This window comes from Pseudomonas sp. 21LCFQ02 (assembly GCF_024129895.2).
GTDB lineage: Bacteria > Pseudomonadota > Gammaproteobacteria > Pseudomonadales > Pseudomonadaceae > Aquipseudomonas.
In genome coordinates this window covers 3452211-3478381 of record NZ_CM178749.1, presented here as the reverse complement: position 1 = coordinate 3478381, position 26171 = coordinate 3452211, and the positions used below count along the sequence as shown (strand labels likewise).

General features: G+C 59.4%; 19 protein-coding genes and 3 tRNA genes. 9 read left to right on the top strand and 13 right to left on the bottom strand.

The window, feature by feature from the left end; genetic code table 11:
• The first annotated feature begins 77 nt into the window (after window positions 1–77).
• Genes NJC40_RS15650 through fabI form a run of 6 tightly spaced genes read left to right on the top strand, consistent with a single transcriptional unit; the run spans window position 78 to window position 8299 of the window.
• Window positions 78–1907: an extracellular solute-binding protein gene (locus NJC40_RS15650; protein WP_253140227.1), complete on the top strand. Its 1830-nt coding sequence runs from the start codon at window positions 78–80 to the stop codon at window positions 1905–1907.
• Complete coding sequence (locus NJC40_RS15645; RefSeq protein WP_253140174.1) at window positions 1904–3778, top strand: extracellular solute-binding protein; 1875 nt, start codon at window positions 1904–1906, stop codon at window positions 3776–3778. The genes NJC40_RS15650 and NJC40_RS15645 overlap by 4 nt, the downstream gene beginning before the upstream one ends.
• A gap of 1 nt (window position 3779) precedes the next feature.
• Entirely contained in the window at window positions 3780–4853 is a 1074-nt protein-coding gene (locus tag NJC40_RS15640) for a microcin C ABC transporter permease YejB (RefSeq protein WP_045489754.1), read from the top strand.
• A gap of 1 nt (window position 4854) precedes the next feature.
• Window positions 4855–5874, top strand: coding sequence for an ABC transporter permease (locus NJC40_RS15635; protein WP_045489752.1), 1020 nt, complete (start codon window positions 4855–4857; stop codon window positions 5872–5874).
• A gap of 1 nt (window position 5875) precedes the next feature.
• Window positions 5876–7486, top strand: a complete 1611-nt coding sequence (locus tag NJC40_RS15630) for an ABC transporter ATP-binding protein (RefSeq protein WP_253117300.1) — start codon at window positions 5876–5878, stop codon at window positions 7484–7486.
• 18 nt (window positions 7487–7504) lie between these two features.
• Window positions 7505–8299 (top strand): enoyl-ACP reductase FabI, encoded by a 795-nt coding sequence (gene fabI / locus NJC40_RS15625; protein WP_045489747.1) that lies wholly within the window; start codon window positions 7505–7507, stop codon window positions 8297–8299.
• Window positions 8300–8436: 137 nt separating this feature from the next.
• Here fabI and NJC40_RS15620 read toward each other — a convergent pair whose 3' ends face one another.
• The 9 genes from NJC40_RS15620 to NJC40_RS15580 form a co-directional block, all read right to left on the bottom strand.
• Window positions 8437–10320, bottom strand: a complete 1884-nt coding sequence (locus NJC40_RS15620) for a SurA N-terminal domain-containing protein (protein ID WP_253140173.1) — start codon at window positions 10318–10320, stop codon at window positions 8437–8439.
• Between the two features lie 177 nt (window positions 10321–10497).
• Entirely contained in the window at window positions 10498–10770 is a 273-nt protein-coding gene (locus NJC40_RS15615) for an HU family DNA-binding protein (RefSeq protein WP_045489741.1), read from the bottom strand.
• A gap of 145 nt (window positions 10771–10915) precedes the next feature.
• Window positions 10916–13312, bottom strand: a complete 2397-nt coding sequence (lon, locus tag NJC40_RS15610) for an endopeptidase La (RefSeq protein WP_045489739.1) — start codon at window positions 13310–13312, stop codon at window positions 10916–10918.
• Between the two features lie 294 nt (window positions 13313–13606).
• Complete coding sequence (gene clpX, locus NJC40_RS15605) at window positions 13607–14890, bottom strand: ATP-dependent Clp protease ATP-binding subunit ClpX (RefSeq protein ID WP_045489737.1); 1284 nt, start codon at window positions 14888–14890, stop codon at window positions 13607–13609.
• Between the two features lie 105 nt (window positions 14891–14995).
• On the bottom strand, window positions 14996–15637 hold the full coding sequence (gene clpP, locus NJC40_RS15600; protein WP_045489734.1) for an ATP-dependent Clp endopeptidase proteolytic subunit ClpP: 642 nt from the start codon (window positions 15635–15637) through the stop codon (window positions 14996–14998).
• Between the two features lie 92 nt (window positions 15638–15729).
• Window positions 15730–17040: a trigger factor gene (gene tig / locus NJC40_RS15595; RefSeq protein WP_253140172.1), complete on the bottom strand. Its 1311-nt coding sequence runs from the start codon at window positions 17038–17040 to the stop codon at window positions 15730–15732.
• 371 nt (window positions 17041–17411) lie between these two features.
• Window positions 17412–17496 (bottom strand) — tRNA-Leu (locus tag NJC40_RS15590).
• Between the two features lie 58 nt (window positions 17497–17554).
• A tRNA-His gene (locus tag NJC40_RS15585) sits at window positions 17555–17630 on the bottom strand.
• A 35-nt stretch (window positions 17631–17665) separates the two neighbouring features.
• Window positions 17666–17742 (bottom strand) — tRNA-Arg (locus NJC40_RS15580).
• Between the two features lie 299 nt (window positions 17743–18041).
• On the opposite strand from NJC40_RS15580, the gene folD reads away from it, so the two are divergent.
• Window positions 18042–18896: a bifunctional methylenetetrahydrofolate dehydrogenase/methenyltetrahydrofolate cyclohydrolase FolD gene (folD, locus tag NJC40_RS15575; protein WP_253140171.1), complete on the top strand. Its 855-nt coding sequence runs from the start codon at window positions 18042–18044 to the stop codon at window positions 18894–18896.
• A 78-nt stretch (window positions 18897–18974) separates the two neighbouring features.
• Here folD and cysS read toward each other — a convergent pair whose 3' ends face one another.
• Both cysS and NJC40_RS15565 read right to left on the bottom strand, forming a co-directional pair.
• Window positions 18975–20357, bottom strand: coding sequence for a cysteine--tRNA ligase (gene cysS / locus NJC40_RS15570; protein ID WP_253140170.1), 1383 nt, complete (start codon window positions 20355–20357; stop codon window positions 18975–18977).
• A gap of 54 nt (window positions 20358–20411) precedes the next feature.
• A complete protein-coding gene (locus tag NJC40_RS15565; RefSeq protein WP_045489726.1) occupies window positions 20412–22106 on the bottom strand; it encodes a glutamine--tRNA ligase/YqeY domain fusion protein in 1695 nt (564 codons plus the stop codon).
• Window positions 22107–22335: 229 nt separating this feature from the next.
• Between NJC40_RS15565 and NJC40_RS15560 the strand changes: the two genes are divergently transcribed.
• Entirely contained in the window at window positions 22336–22839 is a 504-nt protein-coding gene (locus tag NJC40_RS15560; RefSeq protein ID WP_045489724.1) for a peptidylprolyl isomerase, read from the top strand.
• Window positions 22836–23582, top strand: coding sequence for a UDP-2,3-diacylglucosamine diphosphatase (locus NJC40_RS15555; RefSeq protein WP_045489723.1), 747 nt, complete (start codon window positions 22836–22838; stop codon window positions 23580–23582). Before NJC40_RS15560 ends, NJC40_RS15555 begins: the two co-directional genes overlap by 4 nt.
• Before the next feature lie 5 nt (window positions 23583–23587).
• Here the strand turns inward: NJC40_RS15555 and fahA are convergent, their stop codons facing one another.
• Together fahA and hmgA are read right to left on the bottom strand one after the other, a co-directional pair.
• The gene (fahA, locus tag NJC40_RS15550; protein ID WP_253140169.1) at window positions 23588–24874 is read right to left on the bottom strand and encodes a fumarylacetoacetase; all 1287 of its coding nucleotides are present in this window, start codon (window positions 24872–24874) and stop codon (window positions 23588–23590) included.
• The gene (gene hmgA, locus NJC40_RS15545) at window positions 24867–26144 is read right to left on the bottom strand and encodes a homogentisate 1,2-dioxygenase (protein ID WP_253140168.1); all 1278 of its coding nucleotides are present in this window, start codon (window positions 26142–26144) and stop codon (window positions 24867–24869) included. Before hmgA ends, fahA begins: the two co-directional genes overlap by 8 nt.
• Window positions 26145–26171 lie beyond the last annotated feature (27 nt).

Here is a 26171-nt window from a genome sequence, read left to right as displayed (position 1 = left end):
TCGTGCTGTGCCGCAGTCTTTTTCCAGACAGGACAAACTGCTACTGTTAGCGGCCCAGAGCCCAAGCCGTGCGCAATGTGATTCGTCCCATCCTGTTAGCCATCAGCCTGGGCTTGAGCTCCAATGCCAGCGCCGCCATCAGCGAAAGCCATGGCTACGCGCAGTTTGGCGCGCTCAAGTACCCGGCCAGCTTTACCCACTTCGACTGGGTCAATCCCGAGGCGCCGAAAAACGGCACCTTGCGGATCATGGCATTCGGCACCTTCGACACCCTGAACCCTTATACCTTCAAGGGCACCAGCCCGGTCGAGACCGGCAACTTCCTGCAGTACGGCGTCAATGAACTGAATGAACCGCTGATGGTGGGCACCGGTGCTTACGACCCATCCGGCGATGAGCCGACCTCCAGTTACGGGCTGATAGCCCGCAGTGTCGAGTACAGCGAGGACCGTAGCTGGGTGGTCTACAACCTGCGCCCGCAAGCCCGTTTTCATGATGGCCAGCCGATCACGGCTTATGATGTGGCGTTCTCTTATCGCACCCTGCTCAAGGACGGCCACCCACAGTACCGCACCGCCTTGCAGGAAGTGCAGCGGGTCGACATTCTCAACCGTCACCGCATCCGCTTCGTGTTCAAACGGGTCGGCAATCCACTGCTGATCATGCGCCTGGGCGAGATGCCGGTGCTGCCCCAGCATTACTGGAAAGACCGCGACTTCAAGGCCACCAGCTTCGACCCGCCGCTGGGCAGCGGCCCGTACCGGATCAGCAAGGTGCAGCCCGGTCGCCAGTTGATCTTCGAGCGGGTCAAGGATTACTGGGCTAAAGACCTGCCGGTCAATCGCGGCAAATACAATTTCGACCGGGTCGAAGTGGAGTTCTACCGCGACAGTGAGGTGGCCTTCGAAGCCTTCAAAGCCGGTGAGTTCGACATTTATATCGAGCACCAGGCCAAAAACTGGGCCAACGGCTACAACTTCGCAGCGCTGCAACGTGGCGAGGTCGTCAGGGCTGCCATAGCCCACCAGATCCCGACCCAGACCCAGGGCCTGTTCATGAACACCCGGCGCAACACCTTCAGCGACGTGCGGGTGCGCGAAGCACTGGGGCTGATGTTCAATTTCGAGTGGACCAACAGGGCACTGTTCAGCAACGCCTACCAGCGCTCGACCAGCTATTACCCCAACAGCGAGTTTTCCGCCAGCGGGCTGCCCAGTGGCCGCGAATGGCTGATGCTATCCCAGTACCGCGAGCGTCTGCCGGCCAGCCTGTTCAGCCAGCCGTTCAGCCTGCCTGCCAGCGACGGTGGCGGCCTCCCGCGCGAGACACTGCGCAAGGCTCTGGCGCTGCTCGGCGAAGCCGGCTGGACATTCTCCGGGCAACGCCTGGTCAACGCCCAACAGCAACCGCTGCGCTTCGAAATCCTGCTGGTCAATCCCAACCTGGAGCGCATCCTGCAGCCTTATGTAGAGGATCTGCGGCGCATCGGCATCGACGCAGGGCTGCGAACCGTGGACCGCGCCCAGTACAAGCAGCGCCTGGACCGTTTCGATTTCGACATGATCCTCATGACCCTGTCGCAGACCCTGAGTCCGGGCCTGGAACAGTGGCAGTACTTTCATTCCAGCCAGGCCGCCGTGAATGGCAGCAAGAACTACGCGGGCATTAGCAGCCCGGTGGTCGACGGCCTGCTCAACCAGTTGCTCGCCGCCTCCAGCCGCGAAGATCAGGTCGCCGCAGCCAGGGCACTTGACCGGGTTTTGCTGTCAGAGCACTACATGATTCCCAACTGGTATCTGAACAACCACCGCCTGGCCTGGCGCAATCGCTTCGCCATGGTCACCACGCCGCCCTATACCCTGGGCTTGCGCGCGTGGTGGCTCAAGCCTCAGGAGAACACCCGATGAACCCGATGCGTACGCTGTTGGCCAGCGCCGGCAGCCTGTTGCTGGTGGCCCTGGCCTGCACCGCCCAGGCTGCTCCCCAGCATGCCGTGACCCTGTACGACGAAGCGCCCAAGTACCCGGCGAACTTCAAGCATTTCGATTACGTGAACCCCGATGCGCCCAAGGGCGGGACCTTTCGCCAGGCCGGGTTCGGCAGCTTCGACAGCCTCAACCCCTTCATCAGCAAGGGCACAGCCGCCGCCGATATCAGCATGATCTACGACACTCTGGCGCGCTCCAGCCTCGATGAGCCGCTCACCGAATATGGCCTGATCGCTGAAAAAATCGAAAAAGCCCCTGACAACATGTGGGTGCGTTTCTATCTGCGCCCCCAGGCGCGCTTTCACGATGGCCACCCGATTCGTGCCGAAGACGTCGAGTTCACCTTCAATACCCTGATCAAGGACGGTGCGCCGCTGTACCGCGCCTACTATGCCGGCATCGACAAGGTCATCGTCGAAGACCCGTTGCGAGTCAAATTCGTCTTCAAGGACAGCCACAGCCGTGAGCTGCCACTGATCATCGGCCAGTTGCCGGTATTGCCCAAGCATTTCTGGGCGACGCGCGACTTCACCAAGGGCAATCTTGAATTGCCGCTGGGCAACGGGCCGTACAAGGTCACCCAGGTCAAGGCCGGTCGCTCGCTGCGCTTCGAGCGGGTCAAGGACTACTGGGCCAAGGATCTGCCGGTTAACCGTGGGCTGTACAACTTCGATGTGATGACCGTTGACTACTACCGCGACCCCGATGTGGCCCTGGAGGCGCTCAAGGCCGGGCAGTATGACTACCGCGAAGAAAACACTGCAAAGAACTGGGCCAGCGCCTATGACGTGTCGGCGGTGCGTGACGGACGCCTGATCAAGGAAGAGCTGCCCAACGGCAACCCGCAAGGCATGCAGGGCTTCATCCTCAACCTACGTCGCCCGGTGTTCCAGGACCCAAGGGTGCGCGAAGCACTGACCTTGCTGTTCGATTTCGAGTGGACCAACAAGCAGCTATTCAGCGGCTCCTACACCCGTACCCGCAGCTACTTCGACAACTCGGAAATGGCCTCCAGCGGACTGCCCACCGGTGAAGAGCTGAAACTGCTTGAAGCGCTGCGCGGCAAGATTCCTGAGCGGGTATTCACCGAGCCCTTCACGCTGCCGGTCAACGACGGTAGCGGCATGATCCGCCCGCAATTGCGCCGCGCCTACCAGCTGTTGCAGGAGGCTGGCTGGCAGATCAAGGATGATCGCATGACCGACGCCCAGGGCAATCCGGTGAAGCTTGAGTTCCTGATGGTGCAGACCGCCTTCGAGCGGGTCATGCTGCCCTACAAGCGCAACCTCAAGGATCTGGGGATTGAACTGTCGATCCGTCGGGTCGATGTCGCCGAATACATGAACCGCCTGCGCTCGCGGGACTTCGACATGATCGTCAGCAGCTTCCCGCAGTCCAGCTCGCCGGGTAATGAACAGCGCGAATTCTTCCACTCGGTCAGCGCCGACCGTCCCGGCAGCCGCAACTACATGGGCCTGAACGATCCGGCAGTCGATGCATTGGTTGACGGCCTGATCCGCGCCGACTCGCGCGAGAGCCTGGTGGCCCATACCCGTGCCCTGGACCGGGTGCTGCTGTGGGGCTTTTACGTGGTGCCCAACTGGCATATCAAGAGCTGGCGCATCGCTTACTGGGACCACCTGGCGCATCCGCAAGCCAAGGCGCTGTCGGACATCGGCCTGAGCAGTTGGTGGGCCAAGCCGGATGTCCAGCCGGCACCGCCAAGCCAGCCGCCAGTCAGCGAAGATGACAGCATCGGCGACACCGCCACCGGCAACGAGGAACGCTGAAATGCTGGCTTATATCCTGCGGCGTCTGCTGCTGATCATTCCGACCCTGCTGGGCATCCTGATCATCAACTTCATTATCGTCCAGGCCGCCCCTGGCGGGCCGGTGGAACAGACGATCGCCAAGCTCGAAGGCTTCGACGGTGCGACCAGCCGCATCGGCGGCGGTGGCTCGGAGGTCGGCGTGGCCGGCTCCAGCTACCGGGGTGCACAAGGTCTGGACCCGGCTTTGATCGAAGAAATCGAGCGTATGTACGGCTTCGACAAACCGGCGCCGGAACGCTTGTGGATCATGATCAAGAACTACGCCCAACTGGACTTCGGCACCAGTTTCTTCCGCGACGCCAAGGTCACCGACCTGATTCTGGAAAAGATGCCGGTTTCAATTTCGCTGGGGTTATGGAGCACCCTGATCATGTATCTGGTGTCGATCCCGCTGGGGATCGCCAAGGCCACCCGGCACGGTAGCCAATTCGACGTGTGGACCAGTTCGGCCATCGTCGTGGGGTATGCGATCCCTGCGTTCCTGTTCGCGATTCTATTGATCGTGCTGTTCGCCGGTGGCAGTTATCTGGACTGGTTCCCGCTACGCGGCCTGACCTCGAACAACTTCGATGAGCTGAGCACCACTGGCAAATTGCTGGATTATTTCTGGCATCTGGTGCTGCCAATCACCGCGCTGGTCATCGGCAACTTCGCGACCCTGACCCTGCTGACCAAAAACAGCTTCCTCGACGAAATCAGCAAGCAATACGTGATCACTGCCAAGGCCAAGGGCCTGAGTAACAACCGGGTGCTGTACGGCCATGTGTTCCGCAATGCCATGTTGCTGGTGATTGCCGGTTTTCCGGCGGCGTTCATTGGCATATTTTTCACCGGTTCCTTGCTGGTCGAGGTGATCTTCTCGCTCGACGGTCTGGGCCTGATGAGTTTCGAGTCGGCCATCAACCGCGACTATCCAGTGGTGTTCGGCACCCTGTTCATCTTCACCCTGCTGGGCCTGGTGGTGAAACTGATCGGCGATCTGACCTATACCCTGGTCGACCCGCGCATCGACTTCGAAAGCAGGGAGCATTGATATGCCGTTGTCCCCCCTCAATCGCCGCCGCTTCGAGCGCTTCAAGGCCAACCGCCGTGGCTGGTGGTCTCTGTGGCTGTTCATGGCCCTGTTCGTCCTCAGCCTGGGCGCTGAATTGATCGCCAATGACAAACCGCTGGCAGTGCGTTACGACGGCCAGTGGTACTTTCCGGTGTTCGAGCGCTACCCGGAAACCACCTTCGGCGGCGAGTTTCCGCTGGAAGCCAATTACAAAAGCCCCTATATCCAGGACCTGCTCGCCGCCAAAGATGGCTGGACGCTTTGGGCACCGATCCCCTACAGCTACCAGAGCATCAACTACGACCTGAAAGTCCCCGCCCCGGCTCCGCCGTCACCGGACAACTGGCTGGGCACCGATGACCAGGGCCGCGATGTACTGGCCCGGGTCATCTATGGCTTTCGTATTTCGGTGCTGTTCGCATTGACCCTGACGCTGCTCAGCTCGGTCATCGGCGTGATTGCCGGTGCGCTGCAAGGCTTCTATGGCGGCTGGGTCGACCTGCTGGGCCAGCGGTTTCTGGAAGTCTGGTCGGGCCTGCCGGTGCTTTACCTGCTGATCATTCTTGCCAGCTTCGTACAACCCAACTTCTGGTGGCTGCTGGGCATCATGCTGCTATTTTCGTGGATGAGCCTGGTTGACGTGGTGCGCGCCGAGTTTCTGCGCGGCCGCAATCTTGAATACGTACGTGCAGCCCGGGCACTGGGCATGCGCGATGGCGAAATCATGTTCCGGCACATTCTGCCCAACGCGATGATCTCGACCATGACCTTCATGCCGTTTATCCTCACCGGCGCCATCGGCACCCTGACCGCACTGGATTTTCTCGGCTTCGGCCTGCCAGCCGGCGCACCGTCGCTCGGCGAGCTGGTCGCCCAGGGCAAGGCCAACCTGCAGGCCCCCTGGCTGGGCATCAGCGCCTTTGCGGTACTGGCGATCATGCTCAGCCTGCTGGTGTTCATCGGTGAATCGGCCCGCGACGCCTTCGACCCAAGGAAATGACATGAGCCAGGACAATCTGATCGAAATCCGCGACCTGGCGGTCGAATTCACCACCGGTGATAACCGTCAGCGCGTGGTCGAAGGCGTTAATCTGGATATCCGCCGGGGTGAAACCCTGGCGTTGGTCGGCGAAAGCGGCTCGGGCAAGTCAGTCACCGCGCATTCGATTCTGCGCCTGCTGCCCTACCCTATCGCCAGCCATCCCAAAGGCAGCATCCGCTATGCCGGCGAAGACCTGCTGAGCCTCAGTGAAAAACGCCTGCGCGGCCTGCGCGGCAACCGCATCGCGATGATCTTCCAGGAGCCGATGACCTCGCTCAATCCGCTGCATTCGGTGGAGAAGCAGATCAATGAGGTGCTCGCCCTGCACAAGGGGCTGACCGGTCAGGCGGCGCGTAAACGGACGCTGGAGCTGCTGGAGCTGGTGGGTATCAGCGAGCCGCACAAGCGACTCAAGGCCTTGCCCCATGAGCTGTCTGGCGGCCAGCGCCAACGAGTCATGATTGCCATGGCGCTGGCCAACGAGCCGGAGCTACTGATCGCCGACGAACCGACCACCGCGCTGGACGTCACGGTGCAGCTGAAAATCCTCGAACTGCTCAAGCAGCTGCAGGCCCGTCTGGGCATGGCGCTGCTGCTGATCAGCCACGATCTGAACGTGGTTCGACAAATAGCCCATCGGGTATGTGTCATGCAGCGCGGTTCCATCGTCGAACAGGCATCGTGCGAACAATTGTTCCGTTCGCCCCGGCACCCGTACACCCAAATGCTGATCAATGCCGAGCCCAGTGGTGGCCCGGTGGCCAATGTGCCAGGCAAGCCGTTACTGGAAGTCGAGAACCTGCGGGTCTGGTTCCCGATCAACAAAGGCCTGTTCAAACGCACTGTCGATCACGTCAAGGCGGTCGATGGCGTAGACTTCAGCCTGCTGCAGGGGCAGACACTGGGGATCGTCGGGGAAAGCGGATCAGGCAAGTCCACGCTGGGCCTGGCGATTTTGCGGCTATTGAGCAGCGAAGGCGCCATACGGTTTCAAGGGCAGCCCCTGAACGGGCTGACGCAGCAGCAGGTTCGTCCGTTGCGGCGGCAGATGCAGGTGGTGTTCCAGGACCCGTTTGGCAGCCTGAGCCCGCGCATGTCAGTGGCTGAAATCGTGGGTGAAGGTTTACGCATTCACAACATCGGCAGCGCCCAGGAACAACAGGTCGCGATCGTCGAAGCACTCAAAGAGGTAGGCCTGGACCCGGAAACCCGGCACCGCTACCCCCACGAGTTCTCCGGCGGGCAACGACAAAGAATCGCCATTGCCCGGGCATTGGTGTTAAAACCGGCGCTGATTCTGCTGGACGAGCCCACTTCGGCGCTCGACCGGACCGTCCAGCGCCAGGTAGTCGAGCTGCTACGCTCGCTGCAAGCCAAGTACAACCTGACCTATCTGTTCATCAGTCATGACCTGGCTGTGGTCAAGGCGCTGAGCCATCAACTGATGGTGGTCAAGCAAGGCAAAGTGGTCGAACAAGGTGCGGCAGAGGCTGTTTTCGCCGCACCGCAACATCCTTACACACAGCAGTTGCTGGAAGCCGCCTTCATGGCACCAGTAGCTGTCGATTAACCTGAAGAGGAACAACACATGGGTTTTCTCGCCGGTAAGCGCGTCCTGATCGTCGGTGTCGCCAGTAAACTGTCCATCGCATCCGGCATCGCTGCCGCCATGCACCGGGAAGGTGCAGAGCTTGCCTTCACTTATCAGAACGACAAGCTCAAGGGCCGTGTCGAAGAATTCGCCGCTGGCTGGGGTTCGAGCGCCGAGCTGTGCTTCCCTTGCGATGTGGCCAGCGATGAAGAAATCGCCAAGGTCTTTGAAGAGCTGGGCAAGAAGTGGGATGGTCTGGACGTGATCGTGCACTCGGTTGGCTACGCCCCGGGCGACCAGCTCGATGGCGACTTCACCGACGCCACCACCCGTGAAGGTTTCCGCATCGCTCACGACATCAGCGCTTACAGCTTCGTGGCACTGGCCAAAGGCGGTCGTGAGCTGATGAAAGGCCGCAATGGCAGCCTGCTGACCCTGTCGTACCTGGGCGCCGAGCGCACCATGCCAAACTACAACGTGATGGGCATGGCCAAGGCCAGCCTGGAAGCCGGTGTACGTTACCTGGCCGGCAGCCTGGGCGCTGAAGGCACTCGCGTCAACGCCGTGTCGGCTGGCCCGATCCGCACCCTGGCCGCTTCCGGCATCAAGAACTTCCGCAAGATGCTGGCCGCCAACGAGGCCCAGACCCCACTGCGCCGCAACGTGACCATCGAAGAAGTCGGCAACGCCGCCGCCTTCCTGTGCTCGGACCTGGCATCGGGCATCAGCGGTGAAATCATGTACGTCGACGGTGGCTTCAACACCACTGCGATGGGCAACATCGAAGAGTAATCGGCAAGCCGCTTACTCAGACGCAAAAAAAGAAGGCCGCCCCTAGGGGCGGCCTTCTTTTTTGCGCTGTAGGAGCTGCTTCAGCAGCGAAGGCCTTGGCACCATTCGCGGCTGAAGCCGCTCCTACACAGCTAACGTTAGTACTTCTCGATCTTGGCCTTGTGCTCCAGCTCGGCACGATAGGCCGAGAAATCCTGCTGCCCGGCACGCGATGCCAGGAAGCGGCGGTACTGGGCCTTTTCCTCTTCAGACGGCGCAGCGGCCTGGTTGACGCCCTTGAGGCGCACAATCACGAAGCTGCCGTCACGAGCGCTCAGGCTGGCGTACTCGGACTTGTCCTGGCCTTCAGGCTTGGGCATACGGAACAGGGTCTGCAACACAGCCGGATCGACACCGTCCTGACCGCGGCTGACCGCTTCCAGAACCTTCCACTCGATACCGTCCTGGCGCGCAGCCAGCGCAACCTTGCCATCGCGCAGGCCCGCGAGCAGCGCCTCGCCCTTGGCTTTGGCCGCAGCGGCAGCCTTGTCATGGACCAACTGGTTACGAATGGCGCCGGCCACTTGTTCCAGTGGCAGTTGCTGAGGCTGCAGGTGCTCCTTGGCGCGCACCACCAGCACAGTGTCAGGATCAAGTTCCAGCACGTTGCTGTTGGAACCCTCTTCCAGCACTTGCGGACTGAACGCTGCCTGGATCACCGCACGGTTGGCTGTCAGACCTTCACCACCTTCACGCCCGAACGCCGCGGTGGTCTGGACCTTGAGCCCCAGATCCTGAGCCGGCTGGCTCAGATCGGCAGACTCAAATGCCGCGTCCTGCAGTTGCTTGGTGACTTCGACGAACTTCTGCTCAACCTGTTGCGATTTCAGGTCGGCGGTCAGCTTGTCCTTGAGGCTGGCGAAGCTCGGCACCGAAGGTGCTTCAACGCCCAGCAGCTTGATCAGGTGCCAGCCGTAATCGCTGCGTACCGGCTGCGAGACCTGGTCCTTGTTCAGCGCGTACAGGGCATCTTCGAAAGCCGGGTCGTATACCCCCTTGCCGGCGTAACCCAGATCACCGCCCTTGGTGGACGAACCCGGATCCTGAGAGAACTCTTTGGCCAGGGCGGCAAAGTCTTCACCTTTGGCCAGGCGCTGCTGGATTTCTTCCAGTTTGGCCTTGGCCTGCTGATCGTTCACCTTGTCGCCGACTTCGATCAGGATGTGCGCAGCCCGACGCTGTTCGGTCAGATTGGCAATTTCCTGCTGGTAAGCGGTCTGCAGGTCTGCATCCTTGACCTCAACCTTGTCAAAGAACGCCGACTTCTTCAGCTCGATATAGTCCAGAACCACTTGCTCGGGGCTCATGAACTCTTTGGCGTGCTGATCGTAGTGGGCCTTGACCTCGTCATCGCTTACCGAAACGCCAGCAGTATTGGCAGCAATGGTCAGGGTGGCCGAATCACGGGTCTGCTTCTCCAGCCGGGCAAACGCCTCGACCTGGGCATCGGTCACGAACGCGCTGCCAGCGATACCGGCACGGGTCTGAGCGATGAGCATTTCCTGGGTCAGCATCTGCCGGAACTGCAGACGGCTATAGCCCAATTGACGAATGACCTGATCAAACCGGTCGGCACTGAATTTGCCATCGACCTGGAACTCGGGCGTCATCAACAGTTGCTGGTCAACGGCGGCTTCGGAGAAGGCGAACTTGTCGTCTGCGGCAGCCTGCAGCAGCAGTTTGCGTTCGATCAGGCCCTTGAGAGCCGATTCACGCAGCAGCTTTTCGTCCAGCAGCGAAGGATCGAAGTCCTTGCCCAACTGCTGAGCCAATTGCTGAGCCAACTGGCGGCGTTGCATATCGACCGCTTGACTCAATTCGTTTTGGGTCACCTCTTCGCCATTCACCTCGGCAGCATTCTGCTTGCTGCTCGAAGAGGTGAACATCGCTTCGATGCCCGTCAGGGCCATCAGTGCAACGATGATCCCGATAATGGTTTTGGCAATCCAGCCTTGGGAATTGTCCCTGATGTTCTGCAGCATGCGTCCCCCAGAACGGTTGAACTCACGAACCAACCGCGGAGCGTGGGTAGAAAGCGGATAGAAGAAAGGCGCATCCGAGGATGCGCCTTCCCGTAAATCGCGTAGCGGAAGGTCTCGAACCTTCCGCGACCGGTTCGCGAATGCACGCGAACCAGCGCGTCAAGGCTTGAAAGAAACTTAGTTGACAGCTTCTTTCAGGGCCTTGCCGGCTTTGAATACTGGCTTCTTGGCCGCTGGAATTTCCAGGGTCTTGCCAGTCTGCGGGTTACGACCTACACGGGCAGGACGGTCAGTAACGGAGAACGTACCAAAGCCAACCAGAACAACCGAGTCGCCAGCCTTCAGAGCGCCAGTGACGGATTCGATCACCGCGTCCAGCGCACGGCCAGCAGCAGCTTTCGGGATATCAGCAGATGCAGCGATAGCATCAATCAGTTCCGACTTGTTCACTCTAAGTCCCCTTATCTCTATATGGAGTATGTTTCTAAGTTTTTGGTGTTAAGCAAAACGAGCGCTGAGGGTCTTCAAATACTGGCCTGAAAGAGCCGCTTTATAACAAGCGCTCCAAAAAGCTGTCAAGAAAGCCCACTCAGACTTAATGCGTGCTAATTCTTTCCTTAGAGTCAGACTCGCGCTTTTCGTCCTTCGCCACCCTGTCGGGAGCTACATCCGGCAAGGGCTCAGGGGCGTATTGCAGCGCAATTTGCAGGACTTCGTCAATCCATTTAACGGGCTTGATCTGCAAGTCTTGCTTGATGTTGTCAGGAATTTCCTTCAAATCGCGTACGTTTTCTTCGGGAATGATTACAGTCTTGATCCCGCCACGATGTGCCGCGAGTAACTTTTCCTTCAGACCGCCAATCGCCAGTACCTGACCACGCAGGGTGATCTCACCGGTCATCGCCACATCGGCGCGCACCGGGATCTGGGTCAGGGCCGACACCAGCGCGGTGCACATGCCGATACCGGCGCTCGGGCCATCCTTGGGGGTTGCCCCCTCAGGCATGTGGATGTGGGTATCGTGCTTCTCATGGAAGTCCGACGCAATCCCCAGGCTCTTGGCACGGCTACGCACCACCGTCTGTGCGGCGGTGATCGACTCGACCATCACGTCGCCCAGCGAACCGGTCTTGATCAACTGGCCTTTGCCCGGAATCACTGCCGACTCGATGGTCAGCAGTTCGCCGCCCACCTGAGTCCACGCCAGGCCCGTTACCTGACCGATCTGATCCTGCTGCTCGGCGAGTCCGTAGCGGAATTTACGCACGCCCAGATAATGCTCAAGATTGTCCGAGGTGACCTTGATGGCGAATTTACGCTCCTTGGCGTGCTCCTTGACTACCTTGCGGCAGACTTTGGCAATCTGCCGTTCAAGGCCGCGCACGCCCGCTTCACGGGTGTAGTAGCGAATGATGTCGCGAATGGCGCTCTCGTCGAACTCCAGCTCGGCCTTTTTCAGGCCATTGGCCTGGATCTGCTTGGGCGCGAGGTACTTGACGGAGATGTTGATCTTTTCGTCTTCGGTGTAGCCTGGCAAACGGATGACTTCCATACGGTCGAGCAGCGCCGGCGGGATGTTCATCGAGTTGGAGGTGCACAGGAACATCACATCCGAAAGGTCGTAATCAACCTCCAGATAGTGATCGTTGAAATTGTGGTTTTGCTCGGGGTCGAGCACTTCGAGCAGCGCCGACGCCGGATCGCCGCGCATGTCACTGCCCATCTTGTCGATCTCATCGAGCAGGAACAGTGGATTGCGGACGCCAACCTTGGTCATCTTTTGTATCAATCTACCCGGCATCGAGCCGATGTAAGTACGACGGTGACCGCGTATTTCTGCTTCATCACGCACGCCACCCAAGGCCATGCGCACGAACTTGCGATTGGTCGCACTGGCAATCGACTCGGCCAGCGATGTCTTGCCGACACCCGGCGGGCCGACCAGACACAGCACCGGACCACGGATCTTTTTCACCCGCTTCTGCACGGCGAGGTACTCAAGGATGCGCTCCTTGACCTCTTCCAGACCGTAGTGATCAGAGTCGAGAATCTCTTCGGCACGGGCCAGGTCCAGACGCACTTTGCTCTGCGCCTTCCAGGGCACCTGCACCAGCCAGTCGATGTACGAACGCACCACGGTCGCTTCAGCGGACATCGGCGACATCTGCTTGAGCTTGTTCAGCTCGGCGGTGGCTTTGGTGAGAGCATCTTTAGGCAGACCAGCGGCGTCGATGCGCTTTTTCAGCTCTTCGATCTCGTTGTGGCCTTCATCACCATCACCCAGTTCTTTCTGAATGGCCTTCATCTGCTCATTCAGATAGTACTCGCGCTGGCTGCGCTCCATCTGTTTCTTGACCCGGCCACGAATGCGCTTCTCGACCTGCAACAGGTCGATTTCAGCATCCAGCAGCGCGAGCACATGCTCGACACGTGCAGACAGGTCGATGATTTCGAGGATTTCCTGCTTTTGCTCGATCTTCAGCGCCATGTGCGCTGCCATGGTATCGACCAGGCGACCTGGCTCTTCGATGCTGTTGAGCGAGGACAGGACTTCAGCAGGGACTTTTTTACCCAATTGCACATATTGCTCGAACTGGCCGAGCAAGCTGCGTACAAAGACCTCGGACTCACGGTCCGGCGCGGCAGTTTCATCGATCAGCGCAACTTCGGCGCGGCAATGACCGTCGACTTCCATGAAGCGCTCAACGCTGCCGCGCTGCTCGCCTTCAACCAGGACTTTGACAGTGCCATCAGGCAGTTTAAGCAGTTGCAGGACAGTGGCGACAGTACCGACACCATAGAGGGCTTCTTCGCCCGGATCGTCGTCAGCCGGGTTTCTCTGCGCAAGCAGGAGAATCTGCTTGTCACCGGTCATCGCCGCCTCAAGGGCTTCGATAGACTTCTCGCGCCCCACGAACAGCGGGATAACCATATGCGGATAAACCACAACATCACGCAATGGCAAAAGAGGCAATTCGATGGTGGCTTTCATGATTTCGCCTCTACAGCGGCCAATTGGCCGTGGACAGATTGAATGTGCTTGAAACCAAGATGGGGTCTGCGTTGCAAAAATACAAGCCTTAGCGGCCCGATCAGGAAATAGTTACGATTTTATTTCCCGGATCCGGCAGGGCTTGCCGACCAACGACGAACGCCGCACTGCTGGCGGCGCATACCCCCCAAAATGCAGAAGGGGCCACAAGGGCCCCTTCTTGGGTTTTGCACGAAAACTGCCTGCATTCGCCGACGTTTCGTACAACCCCTTGTCAGCACTCACGCACAGGCGTCAGGCATCGGGTGCAGCTTTGGCGGCAGGCTCGCTGTTTTCATAGATCAGCAGCGGCTTGGAGGTGCCTTCAATGACGCTCTCGTCGATCACCACCTTGCTCACGTCGTTTTGCGACGGGATTTCGTACATGGTGTCGAGCAGCACGCCTTCGAGGATCGAGCGCAGGCCACGAGCGCCGGTCTTGCGCTCCAGGGCGCGGCGAGCCACGGCCTTGAGTGCATCGGAACGGAACTCCAGGTCAACGCCTTCCATCTCGAACAGCTTGCCGTACTGCTTGGTCAAGGCGTTCTTCGGCTCGGTCAGAATCTGGATCAGCGCCGGCTCATCCAGTTCGTCCAGTGTTGCCAATACCGGCAAACGACCGACGAACTCGGGGATCAGGCCGAACTTGACCAGATCGTCCGGCTCGACTTCACGCAGCGACTCACCGACCTTCTTGCCCTCTTCCTTGCTGCGCACCTCAGCATTGAAGCCGATGCCGCCGCGGGTCGAGCGGTTCTGGATGACTTTCTCCAGACCCGAGAACGCGCCACCGCAGATGAACAGGATATTGCGGGTATCAACCTGCAGGAATTCCTGCTGCGGGTGCTTGCGACCGCCTTGTGGCGGTACGGAAGCCACAGTGCCTTCGATCAGCTTCAGCAGAGCCTGCTGAACACCTTCGCCGGACACGTCGCGAGTGATGGAAGGGTTGTCGGATTTGCGCGAAATCTTGTCGATTTCGTCGATGTAGACAATACCCATCTGGGCCTTCTCTACGTCGTAATCACATTTCTGCAACAGCTTCTGAATAATGTTCTCCACGTCCTCGCCCACATAACCGGCTTCGGTCAGGGTGGTGGCGTCGGCGATGGTGAACGGCACGTTGAGCAGGCGAGCCAGGGTTTCGGCGAGCAGGGTCTTGCCCGAGCCGGTAGGCCCAATCAGCAGGATGTTGCTCTTGCCCAGTTCAACGTCGTCATTTTTTTTGTCGCGTTGGTTCAAGCGCTTGTAGTGGTTGTACACCGCTACTGCGAGAACCTTCTTGGCGCGCTCCTGACCGATGACGTACTGGTCAAGGATGCCGCTGATTTCTTTAGGCGAAGGCAGTTTATGTGCGCTGCTTTCGGCCTGTGCTTCCTGCACCTCCTCACGGATGATGTCATTGCACAGGTCGACGCACTCGTCGCAGATAAAGACCGAGGGGCCGGCAATCAATTTACGCACTTCATGCTGGCTTTTGCCGCAGAAGGAGCAATAGAGCAATTTACCGTTGTCCTCGCCGTTGCGGGTGTCAGTCATTCGATCGATCCAGTCCGATAGGCTTGCAACACAAGATGAAGGCTCTTGCGGGCTTTTTCAAGTCCGCAGGCGGTCAGTTGCAGGACCGCCCACATCCCGGGTTACTCAGGCAGGCATTTCACGCTTGGTGATGACGGAGTCGATCAGGCCGTATTCGGCTGCGCGATCCGCACTCATGAAATTGTCGCGCTCTGTGTCACGTTCAATGGTTTCAAGGCTTTGGCCGGTATGCTCGGCCAACAGGCTGTTCAGGCGGTGACGGATATGCAGAATTTCACGGGCATGGATATCGATATCCGAAGCCTGGCCCTGGAAACCTCCCAGTGGCTGGTGAATCATCATCCGCGAGTTGGGCAGACAATGCCGCTTGCCCTTGGCACCACCTGCGAGCAGGAACGCACCCATGCTGCAGGCCTGGCCGATGCAGATGGTGGACACGTCCGGCTTGATGAACTGCATGGTGTCGTAGATCGACATGCCTGCTGTCACCGAACCGCCAGGTGAGTTGATGTAGAGATGGATATCCTTGTCCGGGTTTTCCGCTTCCAGGAACAGGAGCTGCGCCGCGATCAGGTTGGCCATGTAGTCTTCTACCGGACCCACCATGAAAATCACCCGCTCCTTGAGAAGGCGCGAATAGATGTCGTACGCGCGTTCGCCACGGGCGGACTGCTCGATAACCATCGGGACCAGGCCGCCAGCAGCCTGGATGTCAGAGTTGTGCTGAAAATAAGAATTGCGGGACATGTCCTGCACTCACTCCCAAATAGTCGAGTCTTGAATACGCACAAGCCAGCGCGAAGGCTGGCTTGTGAGTGTTTTCGAACGAAACAACGAAATCAGTCGGCTTGTGGAGCTTCTACCGGCTTGACCGCTTCTTCGTAGGAGACCGATTTGTCGGTCACGCTAGCTTTCTGCAAAACAGTATCTACAACTTGCTCTTCCAGCACAACCGAACGAACTTCGTTCATCTGCTGTTCGTTCTTCAGGTACCAGGCCACGACCTGCTCTGGCTCCTGGTAGGCCGAAGCCATTTCCTGGATCAGCTCGCGAACGCGATCTTCATCAGGCTTGAGATCGAACTGCTTGACCACTTCAGCAACGATCAGACCCAGCTCAACGCGGCGCTTGGCCTGCTCCTGGAACAGCTCGGCCGGCAGTTGGTCAGGCTTGATGTTGCCGCCGAACTGCTGAACAGCCTGAACGCGCAGACGGTTGACTTCGTTTTCCAGCAGCGCTTTTGGCACTTCGATCGGGTTGGCAGCCAGCAGACCGTCCATGACCTGGTTCTTGACCTTGGATTTGATCGCCTGACGCAGTTCACGCTCCATGTTCTTGCGAACTTCGGTGCGGAAGCCGTCCAGACCGGTTTCCTTAATGCCGAACAGCTTGAAGAACTCTTCGTTCAGCTCAGGCAGCTTAGGCTCGGAAACGCTGTTGACGGTCACAGTGAACTCAGCGGCCTTGCCAGCCAACTCAAGGTTCTGATAGTCCTCAGGGAAGGTCACGTTCAGAACGCGCTCTTCACCCGCCTTGGCACCGACCAGGCCGTCTTCGAAGCCAGGAATCATGCGACCGGAGCCCAGTACCAGCTGAGTGCCGCTGGCGGAGCCGCCAGCGAACGCTTCGCCGTCGACCTTGCCAACGAAATCGATGTTGACCTGATCGTCGTTCTGAGCGGCACGGTCAGCCTCTTCAAAACGCACGTTCTGCTTGCGCAGGATGTCCAGCATGTTGTCCAGATCGCCATCAGCCACGTCAGCAGACAGGCGCTCGACAGCGATGGTTTCAAAGCCGGAAACAGTGAATTCAGGGAAAACTTCGAAAGTGGCGACGTATTCCAGATCCTTGCCTTTCTCGAAAGACTTTGGCTCAACAGCAGGCGAGCCAGCCGGGTTCAGCTTCTGCTCAACCACAGCTTCGTAGAAGGTCGCCTGGATCAGCTCACCCAGAGCCTCCTGACGAGCACCCTCTTCAAAACGCTGACGGATCACGCTCATTGGCACTTTGCCTGGGCGGAAGCCCGGGATTTTGGCCCTGCGCGCAGTCTGTTGCAGACGCTTGTTGACTTCGGTCTCGATGCGCTCGGCAGGCACGCCAATGGTCATGCGGCGTTCGAGAGCAGAAGTGTTTTCAACAGAAACTTGCATGGATATTCCTCGTTGCACAGACGTTAGCCGGCGTTTCCGACCCTAGAATCAAGGGCATGCATTCTAGTGGGTCGAACTCAAGAAGTCACCCTACTGAAAAAGGGCAGTTTTAAGAGGATGTTATCGAATCGCCGATGAAAGGACTGATGCAACTGGCCGCTTCCCCGGCAACCCGTCTACCCCGCCCTGCCCCCCCCATGAGGAGCTACCGGACCGGGCAGCACCGATTCCATCCGGATACTGCGTTTCACCAGACCGACGGCATCAGTCCGGGAAACCAAAAACCAGTTTGCCAAAACAGAAAAAGCCGCTCTAGAGCGGCTTTTTCATTTAACAGGATAAAGACATCTAGCCAATACCTGCTTGTTTCATGGTGCGGAAGAAGAGACTCGAACTCTTACACCTTGCGGCGCTGGAACCTAAATCCAGTGCGTCTACCAATTTCGCCACTTCCGCGCAACCAGCTTTTAAAGCAAAGGCGCCAGACTTTTAAATCCGGCGCCTCTCTCGAATATGGGGTGGACGATGGGGATCGAACCCACGACAACAGGAGTCACAATCCTGTGCTCTACCAACTGAGCTACGCCCACCATATTGCATTTACTTGTGCCAAAGCTGCCTTGAATGGCGCACCCGGCAGGACTCGAACCTGCGACCATCCGCTTAGAAGGCGGATGCTCTATCCAGCTGAGCTACGGGCACTTATATAATCTGCATCTTTAACGATTACAAATTACAGGCTTTAGATCATCTCGAACCGGGCGTTAACCTTGTTCAATCTGACTAGCATTATCCAGTCCCGAGGTCTTCGGCGCTGGGCTCTGCCCGGCAAGTGGTGCGAATCTTATAGACGACCCCGAAGGTCGTCAACACTTTTTTTAAAAAAAATTCAGGCAGATAAAGGAGTTAGCTTATTAGGCGCAGCGAGCGCCTTTGCCCTGACGCCATGTCATGAGAGAATACGCGCTCTTTTTAATCCTTCTCGATGGTTAATCACCCGCATGACTGCAAAACTAATCGACGGCAAAGCGATCGCCGCGAACCTGCGCCAGCAGATCGCCCAACGTGTCGCCGAACGCCGCCAGCAAGGCCTGCGCACCCCGGGCCTCGCGGTGATCCTGGTCGGCAGCGATCCCGCCTCCCAGGTCTATGTCTCGCACAAACGCAAGGATTGTGAAGAAGTAGGCTTCCTGTCCCAGGCCTATGACCTGCCGACCAGCACGTCCCAGGCAGACCTGACCGCACTGATCGACCGCCTTAATGAAGACGCCCAGGTTGACGGCATTCTGCTGCAACTGCCGCTGCCGGCGCATCTGGATGCCTCCTTGCTGCTGGAGCGCATTCGCCCGGACAAGGACGTCGACGGGTTCCATCCCTATAACATCGGTCGCCTCGCTCAGCGCATCCCGCTGCTGCGCCCCTGCACCCCCAAGGGCATCATGACCCTGCTGGAGAGCACCGGCGCCGACCTGTACGGTATGGATGCGGTGGTTGTCGGCGCCTCGAACATCGTCGGCCGGCCGATGGCCATGGAACTGCTGCTGGGCGGCTGCACCGTAACCGTGACTCACCGCTTCACCCAGGACCTGGCCGCTCATGTAGGCCGTGCCGACCTGGTGGTCGTCGCCGCCGGCAAGCCTGGCCTGGTGAAAGGTGAGTGGATCAAGCCCGGCGCGATCGTGATTGACGTCGGTATCAACCGGCAGGCCGACGGCCGACTGGTCGGCGACGTGGTCTACGAGACCGCCCTGCCCCGCGCCGGCTGGATCACGCCAGTACCTGGCGGCGTTGGCCCGATGACTCGCGCCTGCCTGCTGGAAAACACCCTGTACGCAGCAGAAACCTTGCACAACTGATTTCTGGCTGGCATACACCCACAAAAAACGGCACCCGAGGTGCCGTTTTTTGTTTACCCAGCAACGTCAGGGTGCCCGTCAGTCAGCCAGACGCCAGGTCGTGCCGCCCTTGCCATCTTCCAGAATCACGCCCATGGCGGTGATCTGGTCGCGGATACGGTCGGATTCAGCCCAGTCCTTGTTGGCCCGAGCCTCCAGACGCGCCTGGATCAAGGCCTCTACCTCAGCGGCATCCACCTTGCCTTCGGCACCGGCACGCAGGAACTCGTCAGCTTCGAGTTGCAGCACGCCCAGCACGCTGGCCAGTTGCTTGAGCCGCGCCGCAAGGCCAGCGGCGGTGGCTGGATCGCTGTCACGCAGGCGGTTGATCTCACGAACCATCTCGAACAGCACCGCGCAGGCTTCCGGCGTGCCGAAATCGTCATCCATGGCCGCCTTGAAGCGCTCGACAAACGCTTCGCCACCCGCAGGCTCAACCACCGGCAGGCCTTTGAGGGCATGGTAGAAACGCTCCAGCGCGCCCTTGGACTCACGCAGGCTGTCTTCGGAGTAGTTGATCGCGCTGCGGTAATGACTCGACACCAACAGGTAGCGCACCACTTCCGGGTGATATTTGTCCAGCACATCACGAATGGTGAAGAAGTTGTTCAACGACTTGGACATCTTCTCGCCATTGATACGGATCATCCCGCAATGCAGCCAGGCATTGGCATAGGTCTGGCCGGTGGCCGCCTCGCTCTGGGCGATCTCGTTCTCGTGGTGCGGAAATTCCAGGTCGCTGCCGCCACCGTGAATATCAAAGGTGTCACCCAGGCAGCAGGTGGACATCACCGAGCACTCGATATGCCAGCCCGGACGCCCGGCGCCCCACGGCGAGTCCCAACTGGGCTCGCCCGGTTTGGCGCCTTTCCACAGAACGAAGTCCAGCGGATCCTGCTTGGATTCGTCAACCTCGATCCGCGCACCGATGCGCAGGTCTTCGATTTTCTTGCGCGACAGCTTGCCATACCCCTGGAACTTGCCGACCCGGTAGTAAACGTCACCGTTGCCCGGTGCGTAGGCGTAGCCCTTGTCGATCAGGGTCTGGATCATGGCATGCATGCCCGGAATATGATCGGTGGCACGCGGCTCCATGTCCGGCTTGAGGATGTTCAGCCGCGCCTCGTCCTCATGCATGGCGGCGATCATGCGCTCGGTCAGCGCGTCGAACGACTCGCCGTTCTCCCTGGCCCTGTTGATGATCTTGTCGTCGATATCAGTGATGTTGCGCACATAGGTCAGGTCATAACCACTGAAACGCAACCAGCGGGTCACCAGATCAAAGGCAACCATGCTGCGCCCATGGCCCAGATGACAGTAGTCGTATACGGTCATGCCGCAGACATACATACGTACCTGATTGCCATTGAGTGGCTTGAAGACTTCTTTGCTCTTGGTGAGCGTGTTGTAGATGGAAAGCACGTTGTTCCTACCCTTGTTGTTCCTGAAAGCCTGCGGGCCGAAGCCCGAACGCTTTTAGCTCCAGGAGTCCCGCAAAGTAACGGTACGATTGAATACCGGCCGGCCAGGTTTCGAGTCCTTGATGTCAGCGCAGAAGTAACCTTCGCGCTCGAACTGGAAACGGTCCTCCGGCTGCGCTTGCGCCAGCGAAGGCTCGGCCCGACAACCGGTCAGCACTTGCAGGGAGTCAGGGTTGATGTTGTCCAGGAAGCTCGCGCCCTCCTCGGCTTTTTCAGGCGACGGCGAGCGGAACAGGCGATCATACAGACGCACTTCACATTCAACGCTCTCGGCGGCCGGCACCCAGTGGATCACGCCCTTGACCTTGCGGCCCTCAGGGTTCTTGCCCAGCGTGTCGGGATCAAACGAGCAACGCAGCTCGACGATATTGCCGTCAGCATCCTTGATTGCTTCGTCGGCACGAATCACATAGCTGCCACGCAGACGCACTTCGCCATTAGGCTCCAGACGCTTATAGCCCTTTGGCGGTTCTTCCATGTAGTCGTCGCGGTCGATGTACAGCTCGCGGGAGAACGGCAGCTCGCGCACGCCAAGGTCTTCTTTAGGGTGGCGCGGCAGTTCCAGCTTCTCGACCTGACCTTCTGGGTAATTGGTAATCACCACCTTGAGCGGACGCAGCACGCACATGGCCCGCGGTGCATTGCGGTCCAGATCATCGCGAATACTGAATTCGAGCATGGCAAAGTCGACCACGCCGTCAGAGCGGTTGGTGCCGATCATTTCGCAGAAGTTGCGGATCGACGCCGGGGTATAGCCACGCCGGCGGAAACCCGACAAGGTCGACATGCGCGGATCGTCCCAGCCATTGACGTGCTGCTCGTCGACCAGTTGCTTGAGCTTGCGCTTGCTGGTCACCGTGTAGCTCAGGTTCAGACGCGAGAATTCGTACTGGCGCGGCTTGCACGGCACCGACAGGTTGTCGAGGAACCAGTCGTAAAGCGGCCGATGGCTTTCGAACTCCAGAGTGCAGATCGAGTGGGTGATGCCTTCGATCGCATCGGACTGACCGTGGGTGAAGTCGTAGATCGGGTAGATGCACCACTTGTCACCGGTCTGGTGGTGATGGGCATGCCGAATGCGGTACAGGATCGGGTCGCGCAGGTTCATGTTCGGCGAAGCCATGTCGATTTTGGCTCGCAGTACACGGGCGCCGTCTTCGAACTCACCGGCTTTCATGCGGGCGAACAGGTCGAGGTTTTCCTCGACGCTGCGCTCACGGAACGGGCTGTTCTTGCCAGGCTCAGTCAGGGTGCCACGGTACTCGCGAGCCTGCTCGGGGGTCAGGTCGTCGACATAGGCCTTGCCGGCCTTGATCAGCTCTACCGCCCAGTCATGCAACTGGTCGAAATACTGCGAGGCGTAACGCACCTCGCCCGCCCAGTCGAAGCCCAGCCATTTGACATCGCTCATGATGGCGTCGATGTATTCCTGGTCTTCCTTGGCCGGGTTGGTGTCGTCGAAGCGCAGGTGAGTGCTGCCACCGAACTCGTTGGCCAGACCAAAGTTCACACAGATGGACTTGGCGTGGCCGATGTGCAGGTAGCCGTTGGGCTCTGGCGGAAAGCGCGTCACGATCTGGCTGTGCTTGCCCGAATCCAGGTCGGCCTGCAGGATCGGGCGCAGGAAATTGGTTGGGACGACAGGGGCTGCCTTGGTATTGGCTGCGGATTCGGGAGTGGGCTTGCTCATAGGATCCTTGAACTTCTAGCGCGCGACCAGGATGGGCCGGCAAATCAAAGCGCCTATCATAGCCGATGCTGTCAAGTCCCTGACAACAGACTGTGCGAAAACTGCCGGTTGCCACCCCAGGTTGCCCTGGCAAATGCAGAAAAAAGCCCTGAAAGATGTATCGCGCACGGTAAACTGCGCGTCAGGGTGTTTTTGCACCTATCAATGAATGCCAAGAGAGCGAGTTTTTATGTCCAAGGTAAAGCTGACCACCAACCACGGTGACATCGTGCTGCAACTCAACGCTGAAAAGGCGCCGCTGACCGTCGCCAACTTCATCGAGTACGTCAACGCCGGCCATTACAGCAACCTGATCTTCCACCGCGTGATCGGCAATTTCATGATCCAGGGTGGTGGCTTCGAGCCGGGCATGAAAGAAAAGAAAGACAAGCGCCCAAGCATCCAGAACGAAGCCAACAACGGCCTGCCGAACAAGAAGTACAGCATCGCCATGGCCCGCACCATGGACCCGCATTCGGCGTCGGCACAGTTTTTCATCAACGTCGCGGACAACAGCTTCCTGAACCACACCGCACCGACCACCCAGGGTTGGGGCTATGCCGTGTTCGGTGAAGTGACCGAAGGCCAGGACGTGGTCGACAAGATCAAAGCCGTCGCCACCACCAGCAAGGCCGGTCACCAGGATGTGCCTGTAGAAGACGTGATCATTGAAAAAGCAGAGATCATTGAGTGATTCTGCTGATCTCCGATCTGCATCTTGAAGAGGAGCGTCCGGACATCAGCCGGGCGTTTCTGGATCTGCTGGCCGGGCCTGCCCGCCAGGCCCAGGCGCTGTATATCCTCGGGGATTTCTTCGAAGTCTGGATCGGCGACGATGCCATGTCGCCGTTCCAGCTTTCGATCTGCCAGGCATTGCGTGCACTCAGCGACAGCGGCACGCGAGTATTTCTGATGCACGGCAACCGGGACTTCATGGTGGGCCGCAAATTCTGCAAGGCCGCCGGCTGCACCCTGCTGCGCGAACCCAGCCTGGTGGTCATGAACGACGAGCCAGTGCTGCTGATGCACGGCGACAGCCTGTGCACCCGGGACGTGGGCTACCAGAAGATGCGCCGGTTGTTACGCAACCCGCTGAGCCGGTTCATCCTGCGCAACCTGCCACTGGCCACCCGCCACAAACTGGCGCGCAAGCTGCGCAACCAGAGCCAGGCCAAAACCCGCATGAAAGCCAATGACATCGTCGACGTCACCCCTGACGAAGTCCCACGCATCATGCAGGCGTTCGGCGTGCGCACCCTGATCCATGGCCACACTCACCGTCCTGCCATTCATAAGTTGCAGATCGGCGAGCACACCGCACAGCGCATCGTGCTGGGCGACTGGGATCGCCAGGGCTGGATGCTGCAGGTCGACGAGCAGGGCTTTACCCTCAAGACCCTGCCGCTCGTTGCTGAACCCACCTTGCTGCTGAACTGAGCCGCTCAGTCCAGCACCCGGCCGCGACACTCGCCAAAGCCGATTGACACCTGCCCCTCGGCACGGCAACGGGCACGCAGAATCACCTCATCGCCGCATTCAAGAAAGCTGCGCTGCTCGCCATTGTCCAGCACCAGCGGCTGGCGGCCACCGCCGGTGATTTCCAGCAGGCTGCCATACTGCCCCGGCTGCGGCCCCGATAACGTCCCCGTGCCGAACAGGTCGCCAGGCTGCAGCTTGCAACCGTTGACGCTGTGATGGGCAACCATCTGTGCCGCGCTCCAGTACATAAACAACGTGTTGCTCACTGCCAGTGACTGCGGCGGCTGACCCGCGCTGCGCATGCGCTCGGTGAGCAGTAGCACCTGCAGTTCGATATCCAATGCCCCGTTTTGTTGATCGGCGCTGTCAAACAGGTAAGGCAATGGCTGCGGATCACCGGCCGGGCGTGTTGGCTGGGCGCAGCGAAACGGCGCCAGCGCCTCGGGGCTGACCACCCAGGGCGACAGGCTGGTGGCGAAGCTCTTGGACAGAAACGGTCCCAGCGGCTGGTATTCCCAGGCCTGAATATCGCGCGCCGACCAGTCGTTGAGCAGACAGAAACCGGCAATGTGGGCCGGCGCGGCCGCAATGCCAATGGGTTGCCCCTGAGCGTTGCCCGGACCGATCCAGATGCCCGCTTCCAGCTCGAAGTCCAGGCGCTGCGACGGCGCGAGAGTCGGCGGCTGCGATGGATCCGGGCGAATCTGTCCCTGCGGCCTGTGCACCGGGGTGCCGGACACACACAGGGTCGAAGCCCGACCGTGGTAGGCAATGGGCAAGTACTTGTAGTTGGCCAGCAGCGGCTGGTCGGGACGAAACAGCTTGCCCACATTGTGCGCGTGATGAATACCGACGTAAAAATCGGTGTAATCGCCTACCCGTGCAGGTAAATGCATCTGGCACTCATCGCTGCGCAACAGCAATGGCTCAAGCGCCTCTCGCTGCTGACTGGAGACATCAAGCAAGGCCAGTAACGCGGCGCGCAAGGCCTGGCGTGCGGTGCTGCCCAGGGCAAAGTAGTCATTGAGGCAATCCGTACTGGCGGCCTCGGCGGCCTGCCTGGCCAGGCCCTGAAACACACCTGCCTGCAGCGCTCCCTGCAGATCCAGAATGCGCTCACCGATCGCCACACCACCACGCTTGCGCCCATCATCATGACTGAAGATGCCCAACGGCAGATTCTGCAAAGGGAAATCCGCATGCCCGTTGGCCGATGCCAGCCAACTGCGGCGCTGATGTTCATCACTCATCGTCAGAGCTCCTGAACAATCGGCGCATGCCATCCCAGCAATGGTCGTAGTCACGCTGCAACTGTGCGCAATCGAGCGCATGGCGGGTCGGGCGCAATACCTGGCCGGTCTCGAACATGAACGCCAGGGTGCCTGCGATCTTATGCGGTGCAAGCTCTGCAGCCATGGCGGACTGCACTGTGGCGTTGTCCGGCCCGTGGGCACTCATGCAGTTGTGCAGCGACGCCCCGCCAGGCAGGAAGCCTGCTGTCTTGGCATCGTAAACACCCTCGATCAAGCCCATGAACTCGTTCATCAGGTTGCGGTGAAACCACGGTGGGCGAAAGGTGTTTTGCGCCACCATCCAGCGCGGCGGAAAAATCACCAGGTCCACATTGGCCTGACCAGCCACTGCACCGGGCGAGGTCAACACGGTAAAGATCGATGGGTCCGGGTGATCGAAGCTCACCGTCCCCAGCGTGTTGAAGTGACGCAGGTCATAAAGGTACGGCACGTTATTGCCATGCCACCCCACCACATCGAACGGCGAGTGATTCAGCGTGGTACTCCACAGCTCGCCAAGGAACTTCTGCACCAGCTCAACCGGCTCCTGGCTGTCCTGAAACGCGGCACAAGGCGCAAGGAAGTCCCTGGCATTAGCCAGGCCATTGCTGCCGATCGGCCCAAGATCGGGCAGGCGCAGCAGGCTGCCGTGATTTTCACAGACATAGCCCCTGACTTCGCGGTCGAGCAGTTCGACACTGAACCTCAGACCGCGAGGCAGCACCACGATTTGCTGCGGCGCCACCTCCAGCACCCCAAGCTCTGTGACGATACGCAATCGGCCCAGTTGCGGCACGATCAACAACTCACCGTCGGCATTGAAAAATACCCGTTTCATTGACCGGTTGGCGGCATACACATAGATGCTCACGCCGTCGGCCTGCTCAGCGGCGGCGGTGCGTGCCAGACCGATGAGTCCATCGAGAAAATCCGTGTCCTGGGCAGGCACCAAAAACGGGTTCCAGCGCATGCGGTTGGGGTTCAGCGGCCCCGGCTGCATGCCGCATAACTGCTGCGCCAAGCGCTGGAAAGGCGGATGCGCTGCCGACGGCATGATCCGGTACAACCAGGTACGTCGTGACTCACTGCGCGGCACTGTGAATGCAGTGCCGGACAGTTGCTCTGTGTACAACCCCAAGGGGTGCCGCTGTGGCGAGTTCTGCCCCACCGGCACGGCACCGGGGATTGCCTCGCTGGTGAAATGATTACCGAAGCCTGACTGATACATGCGGGTTTCCTTAGCCTGAGGCAAGTC

Bases quoted from the DNA above. Each gene is read 5' to 3' on its own strand.
- NJC40_RS15645 (WP_253140174.1), top strand. From the start codon at position 1,904: ATGAACCCGATGCGTACGCTGTTGGCCAGCGCCGGCAGCCTGTTGCTG.
- NJC40_RS15640 (WP_045489754.1), top strand. From the start codon at position 3,780: ATGCTGGCTTATATCCTGCGGCGTCTGCTGCTGATCATTCCGACCCTG.
- NJC40_RS15635 (WP_045489752.1), top strand. From the start codon at position 4,855: ATGCCGTTGTCCCCCCTCAATCGCCGCCGCTTCGAGCGCTTCAAGGCC.
- NJC40_RS15630 (WP_253117300.1), top strand. From the start codon at position 5,876: ATGAGCCAGGACAATCTGATCGAAATCCGCGACCTGGCGGTCGAATTC.
- fabI (WP_045489747.1), top strand. From the start codon at position 7,505: ATGGGTTTTCTCGCCGGTAAGCGCGTCCTGATCGTCGGTGTCGCCAGT.
- NJC40_RS15620 (WP_253140173.1), bottom strand. From the start codon at position 10,320: ATGCTGCAGAACATCAGGGACAATTCCCAAGGCTGGATTGCCAAAACC.
- lon (WP_045489739.1), bottom strand. From the start codon at position 13,312: ATGAAAGCCACCATCGAATTGCCTCTTTTGCCATTGCGTGATGTTGTG.
- clpX (WP_045489737.1), bottom strand. From the start codon at position 14,890: ATGACTGACACCCGCAACGGCGAGGACAACGGTAAATTGCTCTATTGC.
- clpP (WP_045489734.1), bottom strand. From the start codon at position 15,637: ATGTCCCGCAATTCTTATTTTCAGCACAACTCTGACATCCAGGCTGCT.
- tig (WP_253140172.1), bottom strand. From the start codon at position 17,040: ATGCAAGTTTCTGTTGAAAACACTTCTGCTCTCGAACGCCGCATGACC.
- folD (WP_253140171.1), top strand. From the start codon at position 18,042: ATGACTGCAAAACTAATCGACGGCAAAGCGATCGCCGCGAACCTGCGC.
- NJC40_RS15565 (WP_045489726.1), bottom strand. From the start codon at position 22,106: ATGAGCAAGCCCACTCCCGAATCCGCAGCCAATACCAAGGCAGCCCCT.
- NJC40_RS15560 (WP_045489724.1), top strand. From the start codon at position 22,336: ATGTCCAAGGTAAAGCTGACCACCAACCACGGTGACATCGTGCTGCAA.
- fahA (WP_253140169.1), bottom strand. From the start codon at position 24,874: ATGAGTGATGAACATCAGCGCCGCAGTTGGCTGGCATCGGCCAACGGG.
- hmgA (WP_253140168.1), bottom strand. From the start codon at position 26,144: ATGTATCAGTCAGGCTTCGGTAATCATTTCACCAGCGAGGCAATCCCC.